The 17626-nt window shown below is 62.7% G+C and carries 15 protein-coding genes and 1 tRNA gene; 7 read left to right on the forward strand and 9 right to left on the reverse strand.

Translation table 11 applies throughout. The annotated features are described in order from the left end of the window. Positions 1-194 precede the first annotated feature (194 nt). The 3 genes from GSQ73_RS05900 to GSQ73_RS05910 all read right to left on the reverse strand — a co-directional run bounded on the left by GSQ73_RS05900 (position 195) and on the right by GSQ73_RS05910 (position 6697). Complete coding sequence (locus tag GSQ73_RS05900; RefSeq protein WP_158882024.1) at positions 195-2534, reverse strand: protease pro-enzyme activation domain-containing protein; 2340 nt, start codon at positions 2532-2534, stop codon at positions 195-197. Positions 2535-2589: 55 nt separating this feature from the next. Next, a complete protein-coding gene (locus GSQ73_RS05905) occupies positions 2590-4917 on the reverse strand; it encodes a protease pro-enzyme activation domain-containing protein (protein ID WP_158882026.1) in 2328 nt (775 codons plus the stop codon). 385 nt (positions 4918-5302) lie between these two features. Next, on the reverse strand, positions 5303-6697 hold the full coding sequence (locus GSQ73_RS05910) for an integrase arm-type DNA-binding domain-containing protein (RefSeq protein ID WP_158882028.1): 1395 nt from the start codon (positions 6695-6697) through the stop codon (positions 5303-5305). Positions 6698-7140: 443 nt separating this feature from the next. Here GSQ73_RS05910 and GSQ73_RS05915 point away from each other — a divergent pair, with 443 nt between their 5' ends. Continuing rightward, positions 7141-7485 carry a hypothetical protein gene (locus GSQ73_RS05915; RefSeq protein ID WP_158882030.1) on the forward strand — a complete coding sequence of 115 codons (345 nt, stop codon included), beginning with the start codon at positions 7141-7143 and terminating at the stop codon, positions 7483-7485. A gap of 227 nt (positions 7486-7712) precedes the next feature. Here the strand turns inward: GSQ73_RS05915 and GSQ73_RS05920 are convergent, their stop codons facing one another. Next, on the reverse strand, positions 7713-8222 hold the full coding sequence (locus GSQ73_RS05920; RefSeq protein WP_216844732.1) for a MarR family transcriptional regulator: 510 nt from the start codon (positions 8220-8222) through the stop codon (positions 7713-7715). Here GSQ73_RS05920 and GSQ73_RS05925 point away from each other — a divergent pair. Then, positions 8221-9366 carry an NAD(P)/FAD-dependent oxidoreductase gene (locus GSQ73_RS05925; RefSeq protein WP_158882032.1) on the forward strand — a complete coding sequence of 382 codons (1146 nt, stop codon included), beginning with the start codon at positions 8221-8223 and terminating at the stop codon, positions 9364-9366. The two genes, GSQ73_RS05920 and GSQ73_RS05925, sit on opposite strands and share 2 nt — an antisense overlap. 609 nt (positions 9367-9975) lie before the next feature. Here the strand turns inward: GSQ73_RS05925 and GSQ73_RS05930 are convergent. From GSQ73_RS05930 to ftsY, 5 genes are all read right to left on the reverse strand, one after another. Further along, positions 9976-10051: transfer RNA gene (locus tag GSQ73_RS05930), tRNA-Phe, on the reverse strand. Between the two features lie 80 nt (positions 10052-10131). Then, on the reverse strand, positions 10132-10410 hold the full coding sequence (locus GSQ73_RS05935; RefSeq protein ID WP_158882034.1) for an oxidative damage protection protein: 279 nt from the start codon (positions 10408-10410) through the stop codon (positions 10132-10134). Continuing rightward, positions 10407-11525, reverse strand: coding sequence for an A/G-specific adenine glycosylase (mutY, locus tag GSQ73_RS05940; RefSeq protein ID WP_158882036.1), 1119 nt, complete (start codon positions 11523-11525; stop codon positions 10407-10409). Before mutY ends, GSQ73_RS05935 begins: the two co-directional genes overlap by 4 nt. Position 11526: 1 nt before the next feature. Further along, a complete protein-coding gene (locus GSQ73_RS05945) occupies positions 11527-12594 on the reverse strand; it encodes an AsmA family protein (protein ID WP_158882038.1) in 1068 nt (355 codons plus the stop codon). Between the two features lie 15 nt (positions 12595-12609). Next, positions 12610-13761, reverse strand: a complete 1152-nt coding sequence (gene ftsY / locus GSQ73_RS05950; protein WP_158882040.1) for a signal recognition particle-docking protein FtsY — start codon at positions 13759-13761, stop codon at positions 12610-12612. Between the two features lie 74 nt (positions 13762-13835). Between ftsY and rsmD the strand changes: the two genes are divergently transcribed. The 5 genes from rsmD to ggt all read left to right on the forward strand — a co-directional run bounded on the left by rsmD (position 13836) and on the right by ggt (position 17625). After that, the gene (gene rsmD / locus GSQ73_RS05955) at positions 13836-14417 is read left to right on the forward strand and encodes a 16S rRNA (guanine(966)-N(2))-methyltransferase RsmD (protein ID WP_158882042.1); all 582 of its coding nucleotides are present in this window, start codon (positions 13836-13838) and stop codon (positions 14415-14417) included. Between the two features lie 40 nt (positions 14418-14457). Beyond that, complete coding sequence (gene coaD / locus GSQ73_RS05960; RefSeq protein WP_158882044.1) at positions 14458-14997, forward strand: pantetheine-phosphate adenylyltransferase; 540 nt, start codon at positions 14458-14460, stop codon at positions 14995-14997. After that, the gene (locus GSQ73_RS05965) at positions 14990-15499 is read left to right on the forward strand and encodes a hypothetical protein (protein WP_158882046.1); all 510 of its coding nucleotides are present in this window, start codon (positions 14990-14992) and stop codon (positions 15497-15499) included. Before coaD ends, GSQ73_RS05965 begins: the two co-directional genes overlap by 8 nt. A gap of 141 nt (positions 15500-15640) precedes the next feature. Then, the gene (locus GSQ73_RS05970) at positions 15641-15901 is read left to right on the forward strand and encodes a YfhL family 4Fe-4S dicluster ferredoxin (protein ID WP_158882048.1); all 261 of its coding nucleotides are present in this window, start codon (positions 15641-15643) and stop codon (positions 15899-15901) included. Beyond that, positions 15898-17625: a gamma-glutamyltransferase gene (gene ggt, locus GSQ73_RS05975; RefSeq protein WP_158882049.1), complete on the forward strand. Its 1728-nt coding sequence runs from the start codon at positions 15898-15900 to the stop codon at positions 17623-17625. The genes GSQ73_RS05970 and ggt overlap by 4 nt, the downstream gene beginning before the upstream one ends. Position 17626: the final 1 nt, after the last annotated feature.

Raw genomic sequence — 17626 nt, forward strand, 5'->3', positions numbered from 1 at the left:
CGGGACAACCCCATTCGCCGCCCAATCGTTCGATGACCTTGTGCGCGTCGCTGCGTGTGCAACGACCAGACCGACGCCATGCCTGCACAGCAAGCGGATGAACGCGGGATCGACGAAGCTTCGTGCCACCACGCACAAAAAAATCTGGCGGCATTGCGCCGCCAGATGGTTTTGCCTTTTGGCTCGGAATTTTCTTACGGCGATGCAGTCGGCGCGTTGACGAAGGCACGCCAGGCGATCAGCAGGTTGGTCGCATTCACCGAACCCAGGCCGGTCGCAAAGCTCCAGCCCGGTTGCGCACCGAAGGCTTTGTTGGCATTTGAATAACCGGTTGGGGATGCATCCGTCGTGGTCAGTCCGACTTGTTGCTGGATACCCGGTCCGAACGGCGCGATCGTGTCGAAGAAATAGCAGTTGCTGGTCGTGAAAGATCCCTGCTGCTCGATGCACTCGCTGGAGTTCGATCCACGCGTGACGTTATGGAACACGCAACTACTGGTTCCATTGGCGCCGTTGTCGGCATTGCACGCAGCGAGGCTAGCGGGTATCGGGCCGGACGCATTGCCGTACTCCTGTGCGGCCAGTGCATAGAGCGTCGGCGCTGCATTGCCCTGATCCGGGTTCAATCCGCGCGCGGCCAGCCCTTGGTCCATAAGCGCCTGGATGCCCGCGAACATCGGCGTGGACAACGACGTGCCGCCACTTAACGCGGTCGGGGTGCTGAAGTCCGGCGTGCAGGGGTAGTAGGCCGTGCACGTGATGACCCACGTGTAATCGCCATAGGCGCCGGCGAACAGCGAGACATCAGGGAGATCTCGCGACTGATCCTTGGCCGCGTTGTAGATCTGCCGCTGCCAGGTCGGCTTGGCGTTGATCGACGAAGGGCCGCCGCTGCCGGATTCCGAGGTCATGTAATAACCGGCTGGATCCCACTTCAGGTCGTACGTGCAGAATGCAACCGCGCTGCTGAAGCCGGCAGCTTTCGCGGCGACTCCGTTGCCGCAGGAGTCGTTCCATGGAATCTCCGGTACATACGACAGGGCCGAGCCGTCGGTGAAATTGGCGTCGGAGGAAAAATACTTGCTGGTGGTGCCGTCGAGAATGTCGGCGAGGTCGGTGCCGCCGACGCCGGTGACATGCGGCGACGTGGCGAACGAACTGGCGTCGACTGCGGAATCGCCCTGGCTGCCGCTGATGACCAGATGGTTGTAGCTTGCATTGGACCCGCTGTCGCCGGTGGCCACGAACACCGAGATGCCTTCCGCATCTGCCTGCGCCCACATGAGGTCGATGGCGGTCTTGCTGGCTGCGTCGGTGAAGAACTCGCCGAAACCATAGCTGGCGCTGATGATGTCCGGTCGCGTGCCGCCGTTGATCAGGTTGTCTGCCGCCAGATACACACCGCCGAAGAAATTGTCGGTCGAGTTGCCCGACAGGTCGCCGTTGTATTGCGAGCACGTAGCCACCACGAGGTGCGCGCCTGGTGCCATGGCGGTGGCCCATTCCGCATCGAGCAGAGTTTCGCCGTCATCGCCCTGGTAATTGAACAGGGCGTCCTGGTCGAAGCAATTGGTGGGGCCGCTTGCCGGCGCCGGGTTGATCTGCGCAAAAGTGCCGCCGTACTGGCCGAGCTTGAACACGCCCACGAAGTTGTGCCAGTCGTCCGGCACCATGTCGTTGTCTTCCACGACCGCGATGGTGATGCCTTTCCCGGTGATGCCGTTGGCACGGATTCTCTGGATGCCGTACATCGTGGCAAGGTCGTTCGGCACCAGCCCGCGCGCGCCGTTGGTGAAGTTCACCGCCTGGCTGGTGGGTCTGGCGGCGGTTGTCGCGTTCTTGCCTGTGGAGAAAAACTTTTTCTTCGTCGCATCCCACTGCGCAATGCTGGACTTCTTGCGAAGCGACACCGGGTGGAAATCCGACAAGCCCATCACGCCCGCGACGACGGGTTGCAGCGCGGAAGGAACGCTGACATCACTGGCATTGGCCAGATGCTTCGCGCCATCGATGGTGTAGATCGTTTCCTGCGTATGGAAAGCCTGGTTGATCTGCGCAGCCGTGCCGCTGAAATCGATCTGTGTCTTGTTCGGGTAAACGTTGTTGACCTTGAAGCCCTGCGACGTCAGCCACGAAGTGACAGCCGCAACATCGCTGTCGACCACGCCGAACGCGGCGCCAAACTGTTCCGGCGTCAGCCACTTCTGGAACTGGGCGGATTTCGGGTTGTGCTGGTTGGCGATCAGCTGCTCCATCGCGGCCTGGCGCACGGCGCTGGGCTTGAGCACGAGCTGCATGTGATTCATGGCGGTCGAACCGGCGAGCGGCGCGCCGTTCTTCACCTTGTCAACGATGGCCAGGTGCGTTTTGGCAAGGGGCGCAAGGTCGCTGTTGACCACGGCCTGCGTGACGCGCGGTGCCTCCGACATGTTGATGCCCGCAAACGTGTTGCCAGCAGATGCCATCGACAGCGCGGGCGTGCCGGCCAGCGCTGCGGCAATGGACGCGCTCAATATGAAATACCGATGTTTCATGATGAAGCCTCTTGAAATGAGTCGATCGAAGATGGATGGCTAAACGTCAGAGCCTTCACTGAGGCGCCGCGGCTGGCGCGTGCACGAAGGCGCGCCAGGCGATCAGCAGATTGGTGACGTTCACCGAGCCCAGGCCGCTGGCGAAATTCCAGCCGGGACCTGCTCCATAGGCCTTGTTGTTGACGCCGTATGCGGTGGGCGCCGCATCGGTGGTGGTCAACCCTTCGGTCTCGACGCCATATCCGTAGGGATTCACCGCGCCATAGAAATAGCAGTTGGGCGTGTCTGCTCCGCCATCGAAACTCACGCACTGCGTGGAGGTCGAGCCGCGCGTGATGTTGTGGAAGACGCAACTCGATGTGCCGTTGTTGCCGTTGTCGGCACTGCACGCCGCAAGGCTCGCTGGCACGGCGCCGCTGGCGCCGCCATATTCCTGCTGGGCCAGCGCGTACAGCGTCGGCGCTGCATTGCCCTGGTTCGCCGGCAAACCGCGCATGGCGATGCCCTGGTCGATCAATGCCTGGATACCCGCGAACATCGGCGAGGCGAGCGATGAGTTGGTAACCAGGAACGCCGGCGTCGTGAAGTTCGGCGTGCACTCGTATCCGCCCAGGCAGATGACCATGGCGGTGTTGTTGGCATAGGAGCCGCCGAACAGCGAAACGTCCGGCACATCGCGCGACTGGTCTTTCGGTGCGTTGTAGACGAGACGCTGCCACGTCGGTTTGCTGTCCACCACGGACGAGCCGCTGCCGCTTGCGATCGACGTGGTGTAGGAGGCGTTGGGATCGCGCCCCATCAGGAACTGGCAGAAGCCCACCGCGCTGGAAAACCCGTCGGCCTTGGCGACGACGCCGTTACCGCACGAAGCGTTCCACGGAATCTCCGGCACGTAGCCCAGCGCGGTTCCGTAGTTGGCATTCGGCGTACTGCTGAAGTACTGGCTGGTGGTGCCATCCAGTTCATCCGCAAGATCGGTTCCACCCACCGCCGTGACATAAGGTGAGCTTGCGAGCGCGGCGACGGTCTGGCCTGCAGCGTTGATCTGGCCGCCGGTGAAATCCGAATTGCTGCCCGAACCACCCGTGTCCGTAAATACCGATATGCCCTCGGCATCGGCCTGTGCGGTCACCACATCGAGCGCGGTCTTGCTGGCGGTGTCGGTCTTGTCTTCGCCGTGGTAATAGCCCGGATACGTAACGCTCACGACGTTCGGCCGCTCATCTGCGTTCACCAGATTGGTCAGCGCGATGAAGGTCCCGCCGTAGGTATTGGGGCTCGCCGGATCGAACGTGCTGGTGTAGTTCGAGCAATAAGCGACTTCGATATGCGCGCCGGGTGCGATCGCCGTGGCCGCTTCCAGATCTTCCGCCGCGGAGAACGATTCGTTCGGCGGGTCCGACTCCTGGCCGGCGTAACAATTGTTCAGCGTGCCGATCTGCGGCGTGATCTGGCTGAAGCTGCCGCCATAAGAGCCAAGGTTGAACTGGGTGACATAGTTGCTCCAGTCGTCGGGCAAAGCGGGTGTGATCTCAACCACTGCGATGGTGATGCCGGTGCCGCTCACGCCGTTCTGGCGAATGCGCGAAATGCCGTACATGTTGGCGAGATCGTCGGGCACCAGGCCTCGGGTTCCACGCAGTCCGCCGCTACCAATCGTCATTGCATGCGCTTGTGATGCCGCAGCGCCGGTCAGGTCGAACCGGTGCGTGGCAGCATTCCACTTTCCGGCGCTGGGCGCGGCGGCTTTAATCGCAGGCGCCTCGCTCAGCCCGACCACGCCGGCGATCACGTCGTGCAGAGCGACAGGCACGCTGATGTCGCCGTCATTGCCTAGATAGCGTGTGCCGTCCTTGAGTTTGTAGACGGTTTCCTGCGTGTGGAATGCCTGATTGACCTGCGCTACGCTGCCGCTGAAATCGATCTGCATCTTGTTCGGGTAGACGCCGCTGACGGTGAAACCCTGCGCGGTGAGCCACGAGGTTATCGCCGCGACATCGCCATCAACGACGCCGTATGAATCACCGAACTGCTGCGGCGTCAGCCACTGGTGAAACTGATTCGATTGGGGATTGTGCTGAGCGGCGATATGCGCTTCCAGTTCTGCCGTGCGCAGCGGGCTGCGTTTCAGAACCAGTTGGAGGTGTTTCATCGCGGCCGATCCCGACAGCGATGTGCTGGAGAGGGCCTGACCAACGACGCGCGAACGCGTTTGCGCAATCGTCGCCAGCTGGCTGTTGCTGACCGTTTGCGTGACACGCGGTGCTTCCTTGATGCCGAGGCTTGCGGAAACAGAAGCCGTCGCCTGCGCCTGGAGCAGGCCGGGTGCGCCGCTCAGCGCTGCGGCAATGGCCGCGCCGAGAATGAAAGAGTGTTGCTTCATGATGAAACCCCATCGAAGTGGAAAAGTGATAACCCTTGTTTCACCTGCGCGAACCATTTGTTCCGGACACACAGCGTCCGCGGTGTCTGCCCGCATGGCACACGCAATCAAGTTGCCCCCAGGTATCGCTGACGCGTGCCGGATTCCGTTCCGGTCACCCGCCATCCCTATGACGCCTGCAGACTTGTTTCTGCTTGCGGGTCCTCGTCAGATAACGATGAAGACCGATGCATTCGAGGAAGCCGTTGCGATCAGGTCGCTGCTTTTTCGAGGCATGGGTCGAGTGTCTGCCTGACGCAACGGCTCATCAATAGAAAAAGGTGATGCATCTGCTTCTATGATGGAAGTACATCACGCGTCGGGCCCAGCGCGCGCCATGGACGCATCAACGACGGCGCGGCGGTGCCTTCAACGGCGGCAGCGCGATCGTCTGCGCAGGTGCAGCCAATCGTTCCGGAAATGCGTCCAGAGCCGCACGCCAACCCAACTGAAAGCGCGTGCGGGTGCCGAAGCGGCCCATGAGTTCGGCGATACGCCGATTGAGCGTGGCGATCGAGATGCCGGCCTCGTACACGATCGCCTTGTCGTTCAAGCCGGCCGCCAGCAGCGGAATCATTTGGGCGGCTGTTTCCGAAACCTGCGTATCCGGCTTGCCGGTTTCCATGGCGCCGGTTCGACTGAATGCGATGGGCGTGGCACGCGCCCAGGTCATTTCGAAGAGCTCGTAAAGCGCATCGAGCAGGGCAGGTGCCCGCACCAGCAAGGTGGGGCCTCCCTGGTCCTCGACGTTCAGCGGAATGAGGGCGACACGCCGGTCCACTACCAGCATCTTGATGGGCAAGGTCGGGAAAATTCTTGCCTGTTCGCCTTTCTCCACTTCGGATCGCAGCAACGTCAATGCGCCCGGTAACGCGATGTAGCCGGCATCGGAAATACTTCTGATGCGCACGCCACGGCGCATTTCCGGCCGATTGACGTCCTTGCGGTACAACCATGGCGGGCGCTGAAAGCCGAAGATTTCCTCCTGCACCGTCTGCCGCAACTGACCCAGAATCTGTCCAAGCGCCGCGTGGTTCGTGATCACTTCCACGGGTTGTTCCGGCATTCTGGCGCTGGCCGACTTCGCGGCCTGCTTCTTCAGTTCGGGGATGGTCGACCGCGCGAGTTCGAGCACGACCTGTCGCTGGCCCACGAGTGCTTCGATCGCGAGTTCCGGGGGCACCGCAATGTAACGTCGCGGACGTTCGGGAGAGTGCGATGCGAGGCCTTTGGATTCGATATCGTCGAGCAGTTGCTGCGCTTTTCGCAGTGACAGCGTGAGCGCATCGGCAATCTCCTTCGCCGTCACCATGCCTTGCACGAGCAGCGTGCGATACGTGCGCTCTTCCAGTTCGCCAATGCCGAGCGGTTCCAGCGGACGCTGGCTCACCGATGCGAGGCGCAGCTTTCCGGACGAGCGCGGTTTGCGTGCGATGAGAGGTTGCTTTTTTCGCAGGCGATCCTGATCGGCAGCTTTCTCCGCCTTTCGATGCTCGCCAGGATCGACGCCCGAGGCCAGCATCGTGCGAGCCGCGTCACGCTTCTCGCGAGCAAGCTTCAAACCGATATCCGGATACGCGCCGAAAGCCAGCCGCTTCTCCCTTCCGCCGAAGCGATACTTCAGCCGCCACAGCTTGCCGCCGCTCGGCGTGACTTCGACATACAAGCCACCGCCGTCGAAAAGTTTTCGCGCCTTGCTCTCCGGCTTCGCCTTGAGAATCGCTTTGTCCGAAAGTGGCATGGGTCGTCCGTGGGGGCAGTTTTGATTTGCCGATGGTGCCCCCAATGTGCCCCCGCATCAAATGTCGTGGCAACCTCCTCGCAGAGTCGAGTCAGGCGTGACTGGTGGAACGTATTCGCGCCGACCAAGGCAGCGTATTCAATTAGACGGCTAACTCGATTGTTGCCCCCGCGCGCTGTCAACGGCGCCAGGAACGTTGTCTACTGTGGCCTCAACATGGATTTCGTCAGGGGTAGCGAATGCACGCACGTGCCTGGAAAGGTGTGATCCATCGATGCGCATGGATCACTGTGGTCATCCTGATCTTGATGCCGGGATAGAGCAGGGCACAAAGCCAGGTCGTCACCTCCCGCCCGTGTCATTTCGCCGCGCATGCCGTCTCCACCGTTGGGCCTGCCTGTTTGCTGGCCCAAGTCCATGCCGGCGCATTGCCTCTCGAACCCATGTACTGGCATCTGGACACCTTTGCGGATCCCGCCGCGGCCAACGCTGCGAAGGACGCCCGCAGTGTCGTCGTGGAGGACTACGGCAAGGTCTGGTTGTTTACCATCGCGGGTAAAGGGCGGCGAGCGAAGGGCACAACCCACGTGGCACGAATCGGTCCGCTTTCCGTAACGTCAGCCGCGGCATTCGACGCCGAGTATGTGCACTCGCTGTTCGCACCCGGAACCACGGCACCCGTGCACAAGCACTCCGGACCGGAGGCGTTCTACGCCCTCGAAGGCGATACCTGCATTGAGATGCCCGACGGTGCTCATGTCACAGAGGACCCGGCAACATCCTGGTGATGCCGGGCGGCGAGCCGATGTTGCTGATGGCTATCGGCAACACGACGCGACGCGCTTTTGCTCTTGTGCTTCACGATGCGTCTTTGCCTGCCACCACGCGCGTTACCGGTTGGAAACCTGCAGGCCGCTGCTTGGCTGGCGCGACAATGAAATGAATGCAGGTGTGGAATGGCAGAGCATTTCGCGAACGGGCGGATGGCGATCGGCAAGCGTGTGCGTCTGAAGCGTCATTCCATCGCGTCAACGTTCGCCGAGACGCGTTGAAGCAGCGCGAGCAGTGTCTTGACTTCGGCGGCGGACAGTCCGCGCGTCGCCTCCTTGTTTCCTTGTCGCAGCACCTCGCGTCCCGCGGGAAGTTTTTTTCGCGCGGCATCCGTCAGAGAGATCAGGCTGCTGCGGCGATCATCCGGATGAGTTTCGCGGCGCACGAGTCCGTCGCGCTCAAGCCGTGCGAGCAACTGGGCCATGCTGGGCTGCTCGACTTTCGCCCAGCGTGCCAAGTCTGCCTGCGACATTTGTTTGCCATCCGCGAGTGCGCTGAGTACGGGCAGTTGCGCCGTTGCGAAACCCAACGGACGCAATCGCGCATCGCCCACCCGCGCGAGGCCGCGTGCGATTCGACTGAAATAGTGACCAGGCGTGATCATCGGCTGCCAATCATTTGCGGTCATTGCATAGCATCCTATGAATTCATGTGTATAGTATAGGTTCCTATGTAAATCGGTGATAGCGGCCATGGCATCTTTTTCGCGAATCGCAATTGTCGGCGGCGGTCCCGGCGGCCTGATGCTTGCCCGCTTGCTGTTAATGCGCGGCATGAATGCAGCTGTGTTCGAGCGCGATACGCATGCCGACGAACGCCCTCAGGGCGGCTCGCTCGATCTTCACGCCGATACCGGACAACGTGCGATGCGCGTGGCCGAGCTGGAAACACAGTTCAGCGCGGAAGCGCGACCGGAACATCAAGGCGATCGACTTTACGATCAGCACGGCACGCTGTTGTTCGACCGTGACGGCGAGGGCGATGATCGTCCCGAGATCGACCGCACTGCGCTGCGCCGCATTCTTCTCGATTCGCTTCCACCGGACCTTGTGCGATGGGACAGTCGGATCGAGAGCATCAAACCTCTGGCGAGCGGCGGCCATGAAGTAGCCGGTCGCGGATTTGTCGAGCAGTTCGACATCGTCGTCGGCGCTGATGGCGCATGGTCGAATGTTCGACCGCTGGTCTCTGACGCTGCGCCCAGCTACGGCGGCGTCACACTGGTTGAACTCGGCTTCGACACGCAGCGCCACCCCGCAGTTGATGCGCTGACCGGCAGCGGCAAGATGTTTGCCGTCGGCGATAACCGCGCGCTAATCGCACAGCGCAACGGCCTTGGTCACATCCGCGGCTACGCGGGAGTGCGCATGCCTGAGGACGCGTCGCGATATTTGGCGCAGAGTTCCGTTGAGGATGTGCGCGCGATCATGCTGGAAGCGTTCGCGGCGTGGTCGCCTGAGCTGACTCATCTGATCGAGGTCGGCGACGTGATCGGCATTCGCCCGATGTACGCGCTCCCGATCGGCCACCACTGGCCAAACCAGCCCCGCCTCACGCTGCTGGGCGATGCGGCACACCTGATGTCGCCATTCAGCGGGGAGGGCGTGAACCTGGCACTTGCCGATGCCGTCGATCTTGCCGAAGCGCTGAGCTCAGGCGAAGGATGGCCCGCGATCGAGCGTTATGAAGCGATCATGGTCGAGCGTTCCGCACCCGCTGCAGAAGGTGCGGCAGCGGGCTTGAACGCCGCGTTTTCGCCTGCGGGTGTCGACAGCGTGCTTGCGCATTATCTGGAGCGGGTTGCTGTTTCAGGACCAGAGAATCGGCAGGTTTCTTAAAACTGCCATTAAAGACACCGAGCGACGGGTTCAACGAAGACCGCCGCGGAGAATCACCCTGAGTTGCACGCCTGTGAACGTGCTAGCGGATCGTGATCGGGATGTCGACGATGCATTCGGCAAAGCTCGCACGGCTGACGCGGATGCCAGCAAGTTGGGCGTGTCGTACGAGTACGGTCAGAGCAGCAAATGTTCAGGTGGCTTTGGGGGCTTCGATTAGTAGCTTGGGGCATTCTGAAGCAAGGCTCAGCGAGGTGGATATTGACAATTCTGAAATGGGTACATTCAAGCTGGGGGCGGGCTGGGAGTCGGCGCCGACGTATCACGAAGTACCACCGGAGCCAGCGGACGGTGTGTGCGGGCCACCGCGGTAGGTTATTACCCACACGGCAGCGAATACCGCTGATGTCCGATCGATCTCCCACGAGGCGTGCTGACGTAAGCACTACGGTGTCGAAGTGCTCGTCCGTGCTGAAGCAGCAATCGATGCGTTCTTGGCGGCCGAGCAAAAAGCAAGCAGATAACAGAACGCTCGTCGACCAGCCTTACATATGACTGACACAACGAAAAAGGCCACCCGGTGAGAGTGGCCTCAAACGTTGCTATTCATGGTGGCCGGGGACGGAATCGAACCGCCGACACGGGGATTTTCAATCCCCTGCTCTACCAACTGAGCTACCCGGCCAAATCTTGCGAATCACGACAGCCGCGATGGTTGCGGGTGCCTTGTGGAGCCGCGCATTAGACCGAATGCGCGGGTTTTCGTCAAGGCTCGGCGTCGGGTGCGGTGAAGCCGGAGGCCTTGGCGAAGTCGCCGCCGAACAGGAATTTTTCCATTTCCTCGGAGAGGAACGCACGCGATTTCGGTTCGAGCGGATTGAGCCGGTATTCGTTGATGAGCGTGGTCTGGTGCGCGAGCCATTGCTGCCACGCGGGCTTGGAAATCTCCGCGTAGATGCGCTGGCCGAGCGGGCCGGGCCACGGTGCGAAGTCGAGGCCTTCGGCGTCGATGCCGAGCTTGCTGCAATGGATGGTGCGACTCATGGGTTTTCCTGGTCGGTGTCGATGCGGAGCAAGAGTGCTCGCACCGGTGCGGGGAGGCCGAGTGTGCCGATCTCGCTGGCGCTGCACCAGCGTGCGCCGGTTTCATCGGCGTCGGCTTTGCGTGGCGCCGCGCCGTCGAACAGCAGCGGCTCGATATCGAGGCGGTAGTGGGTGAAGACGTGGGTAAACGGGGCGAGCGCTGTCACGTCGTCGATGCGCGCGTGCTGTTGCGCGATGCGCCAGCCGTCTTGTGGATCGATTGCTTCGGGCAGGCTCCATAGTCCGGACCAGACGCCTTGCGGGCCGCGTCGTTCGAGCAGCACGCGACCATCGGCATCGCGCAGTACCAGCATCACGGTGGCGCGTGTGGGAATGCTGCGAGTCGGCTTGCGGCTTGGCAACTGCGCGGTGAGGCCGTCGCGATAGGCGATGCAGTCGGTGGACAGCGGGCATTCGCTGCAGCGCGGTCGCGGATGGATGCACACGGTGGCGCCCAGATCCATGATCGCCTGTGTGTAGTCAGCCACGCGTTGGATAGGCGTGTGTTCTTCGGCGTGCTGCCAGAGCTGCTTTTCGACCGCGCTCTGGCCGGTGTATCCGTGGATGCCGTGGTAGCGCGCGAGTACGCGCTTGACGTTGCCATCAAGGATCGCAAAACGCAGGCCATGTGCCTGCGCAAGGATCGCCGCGGCGGTGGAACGCCCTATGCCGGGCAATGCCTTGAGCGCGTCGAAATCGCGCGGCAGTTCGCCGCCGTGATGTTCCACGCACAACTGCGCGGCACGGTGCAGAAAACGCGCGCGCCGGTAGTAGCCGAGGCCGGACCACAGGGCGAAGACATTGTCTTCGTCGGCCGCGGCAAGATCGGTAAGCGTCGGCAACGCGCGAATGAAGCGATCGAAATAACCAACGACCGTGGCGACTTGTGTCTGTTGCAGCATGACCTCCGACAGCCACACGCGATACGCGTCGCGCGGGTGTTGCCACGGAAGATCCTTGCGGCCGTACTGATCGAACCAGCAAAGAAGGCGTGTGGCGAAACTGTCGGAATGCTTCGACGAGGATTTGCTGGACGTGCGTCCGGATAATGCAGCTTCGGTGCGACGCGGCGGCACGTCAGTGTGTGGGCGCTTTGCTGGCGGCCGGCTTCGGCGCGACCGTGCTCGCGGCGGCAGGGACAGCGTCGCCGGTCTTCATGCTGAAACCTTCGATTTTTACGCCGCTGGCTTCGTAGTTCGCGATTTCAAGATGTCCATCCGCGGGCGGCATGCTCAGGTGAGGACCATGCTCATCGCTCAACGCACTCCACCAATGCGCAAGCGCAAGCGGCGGTAGGCGAAGGTCGGCATGGTTGTCGGGTCCGTCGAGTTTCAGCTCGAGCATGAGTGGTGTGTTCTGTGCGGCGGGCGTGAGGGTGAGCGCGATGTCGTAACGCGCGGCGCCGGCGTGCTCGAAGGTACCGGCGAGTATTGCGGCAGCATCGGCGCTGCCATGCCAGTGCGCGTTGCCGTTGAGTGCAAGCGTCGAATCCGTGCCTTGCGCGAGATGCAACGCGACGTTGTCGAGTTCCAGCGTGTTGCCGTTGATGCGTGGCGTGGCGGACAGCTGTAGTTGCAGCGGGGTTCCGGATTCGGTGTTGGCGGTCATGCTGAGCGGAAACGGCTGGCCGGAAAGAAGGCAGCCCGCTTCGAGCCGCACGTCGCCGAGTAGCAATTCGTCGCCACGCACCAGGCTGCCGCGACGGATGCTGACGCCCGCATCGATGCGTGGAATATTCGGCGGCGCGCCGGCGGGTTGCGCAGGCAATGCGGCGACCCACGCCTGCAACGCGTCGAGGTCGACGCGCGGCGATTCGATTTCGAGTTTGGTGATGACCGTTGGGCCGCCGAACACGGTTTGCCACGGCAGCACGAGGCTGCCGCGTGCCGCGACAAGGATCGGCGCGTTCGCACCTTGCGCGTTGAGCGTGATGCCGCGCAGGTCGAGTGCGGGCCGCGGAAACAAGGTCGGGCTCGCAGGGCTGGCGAGGTTGAGTTCGAGTCCGGCGTTGCGCGCCTGCTGCTGCAGCGTTGCGGTGAAGCGCTCCGGCTGCAGCAGGATATATACGGCTATCACTGCTGCCAGCACGATGGTCAGCGCGAGGCCGCCAACGACGTAGAGCGCGAGTCGGAGTCGGCGGGACACGCTCAGCTCCGCGCCTCAGTCATGACCCTGGCCTTCGACGCCGAGGCTTGCGGGAAGCAGGCCATCGACGAATGCTTCAGCCTCGAACACGCGGAGATCGGTCGCCGTTTCGCCCAGCCCGACAAAACGGATCGGCAGGCCGAATTCCCGCGCGAGCGCGAACACCACGCCGCCCTTGGCCGTGCCATCGAGCTTGGTGACCACGAGTCCGGTGACGCCGACGATCTGCAGAAACTGGCGAACCTGGTTCACCGCGTTCTGTCCGGTGGTGCCGTCGATCACCATCAGCACTTCGTGCGGCGCGTCGACGTCGATCTTTTTCAATACGCGGGCGATCTTGCCGAGTTCGTCCATCAAGCCGCCCTGCGTGTGCAGGCGGCCGGCGGTGTCGGCGATGAGCACGTCGATGTCGCGCGATCGTGCGGCCTGCAACGCATCGAAGATTACGCTGGCGGCGTCGGCATCCTGGCCTTGCGAGATCACCGGCACGTCGTTGCGCGTGCCCCAGGTTTTCAGTTGTTCCACCGCAGCCGCACGGAACGTGTCGCCGGCGGCGAGCATCACGGCGTGGCGCTCATCGCGCCAGCGGCGCGCTAGCTTGCCGATGGTGGTGGTCTTGCCGGCGCCATTGATGCCGACGACAAGCGTGACGAAAGGATGGCGGCCGCGGATGTCGAGCGGCTTCTCGACCGGCTTGAGCAGCGCGACAAGTTCGGCACGCAACGCTGCCAGCAAAGCCGGTGAATCGGCGAACTCGCGTTTGTGCATGCGCTTGCGCAGGTTTTCGACCAGTTCGCTGCTGGCTGCGACGCCGACGTCGGCAGTGATCAGCGTGGTTTCCAGTTCGTCGAGGAGATCGTCGTCGAGTTTCGGATGACGCACGAACAGCGAACTCAGGCCGCGCGCGAATGAGTTGCCGGAAAGCCGTTCGCGCCAGCTGCGCTTGGCGGGTGCGGCTTCGGCTTCGGTTTCGGAAGCGGGCGTCGGATCAATAATTGGTGCAACGAAACGTTCGTTGTCGGTGCGCCCTTCGGCAGGCGAGGGGACTTCGGCCAGCGTTTCCTGGATCACCGGTGCCGCGCCGTCCAATGTCGCTGGATCGGCGGGCGGAACGATCGGTATTTCCGCTTCCGTCTCGGCGGGTTTCTTCTTCCAGAACTTGAGCATTGCGGCAATGATTCAAAGACAATGGGCGGCATGCTAACACCCCGACCTGTACTGCCCGCTGAGGGCGCGACGCCATGAGCGCCAAGCGCCACGGCGCGCCTGGACGCATCCGCGTCATCGGCGGCAGCCTGCGCAATTCGCGGATCGACGTGCCCGATCTGCCCGGCTTGCGGCCCACCGCCGAGCGCGTGCGGGAAACCTTGTTCAACTGGCTGGCCCCGGTGATCGACGGCGCACGCTGCATCGATCTTTGTGCGGGCACGGGTGCTCTGGGCATCGAGGCGTTGTCGCGTGGGGCGGCGAGCGTGCGATTCGTCGAGCGCGATACGAAGGTCGCGCAGGCGTTGCGCGCGAATCTCGAGCGCTTGAAAGCCGGCGCCGGGCAGGTCACTGCGGCCGACGCGCTGGTGTTCCTCGCGCAATCTGCGGACCCGTGCGATGTGGTGTTTCTCGATCCACCGTTCGCGCTGGATCTGTGGTCGGCGCTCGCCGAACGACTCGAATCCGGCGGCTGGCTGTCCGCGCGCGCGTGGATCTACGTGGAGTCGCCGCGTGGCGTGGTGCCGACGTTGCCGTCGGGCTGGAACGTGCATCGCGAAGGGCAGGCCGGCGAGGTGCGTTTTGCGCTCTATCGGCGCGCGCTTCCGTTAAGCTAGGCCAACTTTGACTGCCACCCTTGTCCCCGTGAGCAAACCCTTGGGCAACCCTCGTCTCGCCATCTATCCGGGCACATTCGATCCGATCACCAACGGTCATTCCGACCTCGTGGCGCGTGCTGCGCCGTTGTTCGACCGGGTGATCGTGGCGGTGGCGGACAGTTCCAGCAAAGGCCCGGCCTTCAATATCGACGAACGAATCTCGCTGGCGCGCATGGCGCTGGCCGATTTGCCGAACGTGGAGGTGCGCGGGTTCGATAGCCTGCTGGCGACGTTCATCAGTGAGGTCGGTGCCGGCGTGATCATCCGCGGACTGCGTGCGGTGTCCGATTTCGAATACGAGTTCCAGCTGGCCAGCATGAATCGCCATCTGATCCCGCAGGCGGAAACGCTGTTCCTGACGCCGGCGGAGCAATACAGTTTCATTTCCTCGTCGCTGGTGCGCGAGATCGGCCGCCTCGGCGGGGACATTTCCGGTTTCGTGCATCCTGCGGTTCAACAGGCCATGCGGCAGCGCTGGCAAAAGAGCCGGATCGGCTCCAACAAGCAACCCGAAACAGAAGGTGATCACTATGCGTAAGTTCGCTCTCATTGCTGCTATCGCGCTGACGTCCGGCCTGGCCCTGAGCGGCTGCGGCAAGCACGACAACGGTCAGCAGGATGCCGATGCCCCGCAGGCGGCGCAGGCGGTGACCAAGCCGACCGATCCGAACGACAACAAGGGCTGGAACAACTATCTCGGCCAGATCGTGCAGAAAAACATGCAGGGCATGAAGGCCAGCCAGCCGTATGCCTACATGGTGACCGCGGGCGCCACCGACGATGCCAAGGCGCAGAACGATCGCCAGTTGCAGTCAGTGCAGGACACCGTTGCGCGCGGCGTCCTGCCGGGCAACATGCTGGTGTTCGGCGGCCCGGATTCGGCGAAGACGGCCGACCTGCTGCTGGCCGCGTTCAAGGACGCCAAGCCCGGTTCGTTCAAGGACGTGATCGTGTTGTTCATCGGCGACCAGGCCGACAAGCAGCGCATTACCGATGCGCTGACGCCGACCGGCGCCACCATCCGTTTCGTTGCAATGTAATAGCGATCGCCGCACCGGCCACGCCGGCGCGGATTGCCAACGGCCCTTCGCAAAATGCGAAGGGCCGTTTTCGCGGGGCCGGCGACCGATCGCCGATGCGCTCTCCCCGGGCGTCACACCCCAGCATATAGTATCGAAATCATGTCTTTGAAGATCCTCGACACCTGCGTCAACTGCGACGTCTGTGAGCCGGCATGCCCGAATAAGGCCATTTCGCTGGGCGAGGAGTTCTACGTCATCGATCCGGATCTGTGCACTGAATGTGTCGGTCACCATGACGAACCGCAGTGCGTGGTGGTGTGTCCGGTCGAATGCATCATTACTGATCCACAACACATCGAGTCGCATGAGCAACTCGATCTCAAATATCGACACTTGATGTTCAAGGAGCCTGCCGCATGAAGTTTTCCCCGCATTGGCCAGCACTTTCGCTAAGCCTGCTGCTGGTCGGTGGAGCGGCATTCGCCGCCGATGGATCGACAAAGAACGTCCCCGCATCTGCCGCGCACGGACAGATACAGCTGCGCCCCGGTCACGCGGCCATCGCCAGCGCAAATTTCCACGCGACCAACGCCGGGCTGGAAGTGCTGGCCAAGGGCGGCAACGCGTTCGACGCGGCCATCGCCGTGGCTTCCACGCTGTCGGTGGTGGAGCCGGAGAGTTCGGGCATGGGCGGTGGATTCATGGCTGTGCTGCATCGTGCGAAAGATGGCCACGACTTTTTCATCGACGCGCGCGAAGCTGCGCCAGCCGCGGTGGACAGCAAGGATTACCTCAACGCGGATGGCACGCCGAACCGTGACGCGTCGCTGAAAGGCCCGCTGTCGTCCGGCATTCCCGGTGAACCGGCCGGCCTCGTGCTGCTGTCCAAACGCTACGGCCGTCTGCCGTTGAGCGCATCGCTAGCGCCGGCCATCCGCATCGCGCGCGACGGTTTCCAGCCGGACGCGCGCCTGCGCGAAGCGATCGCCGATGAACGGAAAAACCTTCAACGCTGGCCGGCTTCCGCCGCCAAGTATCTAACCGATGGCAAGCCGCCGGCCGATGGCGCGACGTGGCGCGATCCCGATCAGGCGCATACGTGGGAATTGATCGCCACGCATGGCGACGATGGGTTTTATCGTGGCGAAACCGCGGACAAGCTGATTGCCGCGGTGCATGCCGCGGGTGGCCGCTGGACGCTGGCCGATCTTGCCGCGTACAAGGCCAAGGAGCGCACGCCGATCATCGTGAACTATCACGGGTTCCGCATCATCACCGCGCCGCCGCCGTCGTCGGGCGGCGTGGCCATCGCAGAAATTCTCAACATCCTGTCCGGCTTCGATCTGACCAAGCTCGACGAGCCGCATCGCGTGCACTTCATCATCGAAGCGATGCGCCGCGCGTTCCGCGATCACAACGACTATCTGGGCGATCCGGATTTCGTGAAGATGCCGCTGGACATGCTGCTTTCGCCGTTCTACGCCGATGGCCTTCGCCAGAGCATCCTGCCGGACAAGGCCACGCCGTCGTCGATGCTGCCCGCGGCCGAAGCTGCGGAGCCGGGCATGCACACCACGCATTTCTCGATCATCGATGCGGACGGCAACATGGTCGCCATCACGTCGACGGTCAATTACGTGCTGGGCTCCACCTTCGTGGCGTCGGGCACTGGCGTGCTGCTGAACGACGAGATGGACGACTTCGCGTTGGTGCCGAATGAGCCCAACGTCTACGGCCTGCTTGGCAGCGTTGCCAACGCACCGAAAGGCGGCAAGCGCATGTTGTCGTCGATGTCGCCGAGCATCGTGATCGGCGCGGATCGCACCGCGGTGATCGGCTCGCCCGGCGGCTCGACCATCATCACGCAGGTGCTCGAAGGCATTCTCGCTTTCGTCGATGGCGAAAGCGCGCAGCAGATCGCCGCGCACAAACGCTTCCATCATCAGTACATGCCCGATGAGGTGGATGTCGAGGAGGGCACCTTCGATCCGGCCACCAGTGACGCGTTGACGAAGATGGGTTACAACCTGAAACCGCGCGAATCGTGGGGTTTCATGAACGTGGTGACCTGGAATCGCAAGACCAACAAACTCGATGCCGCCAGCGATCCGCGCCGTCCGTCGGGTCTGGGCAAGGTGCAGTGAC

The organism is Rhodanobacter sp. L36, from assembly GCF_009765755.1.
GTDB lineage: Bacteria > Pseudomonadota > Gammaproteobacteria > Xanthomonadales > Rhodanobacteraceae > Rhodanobacter.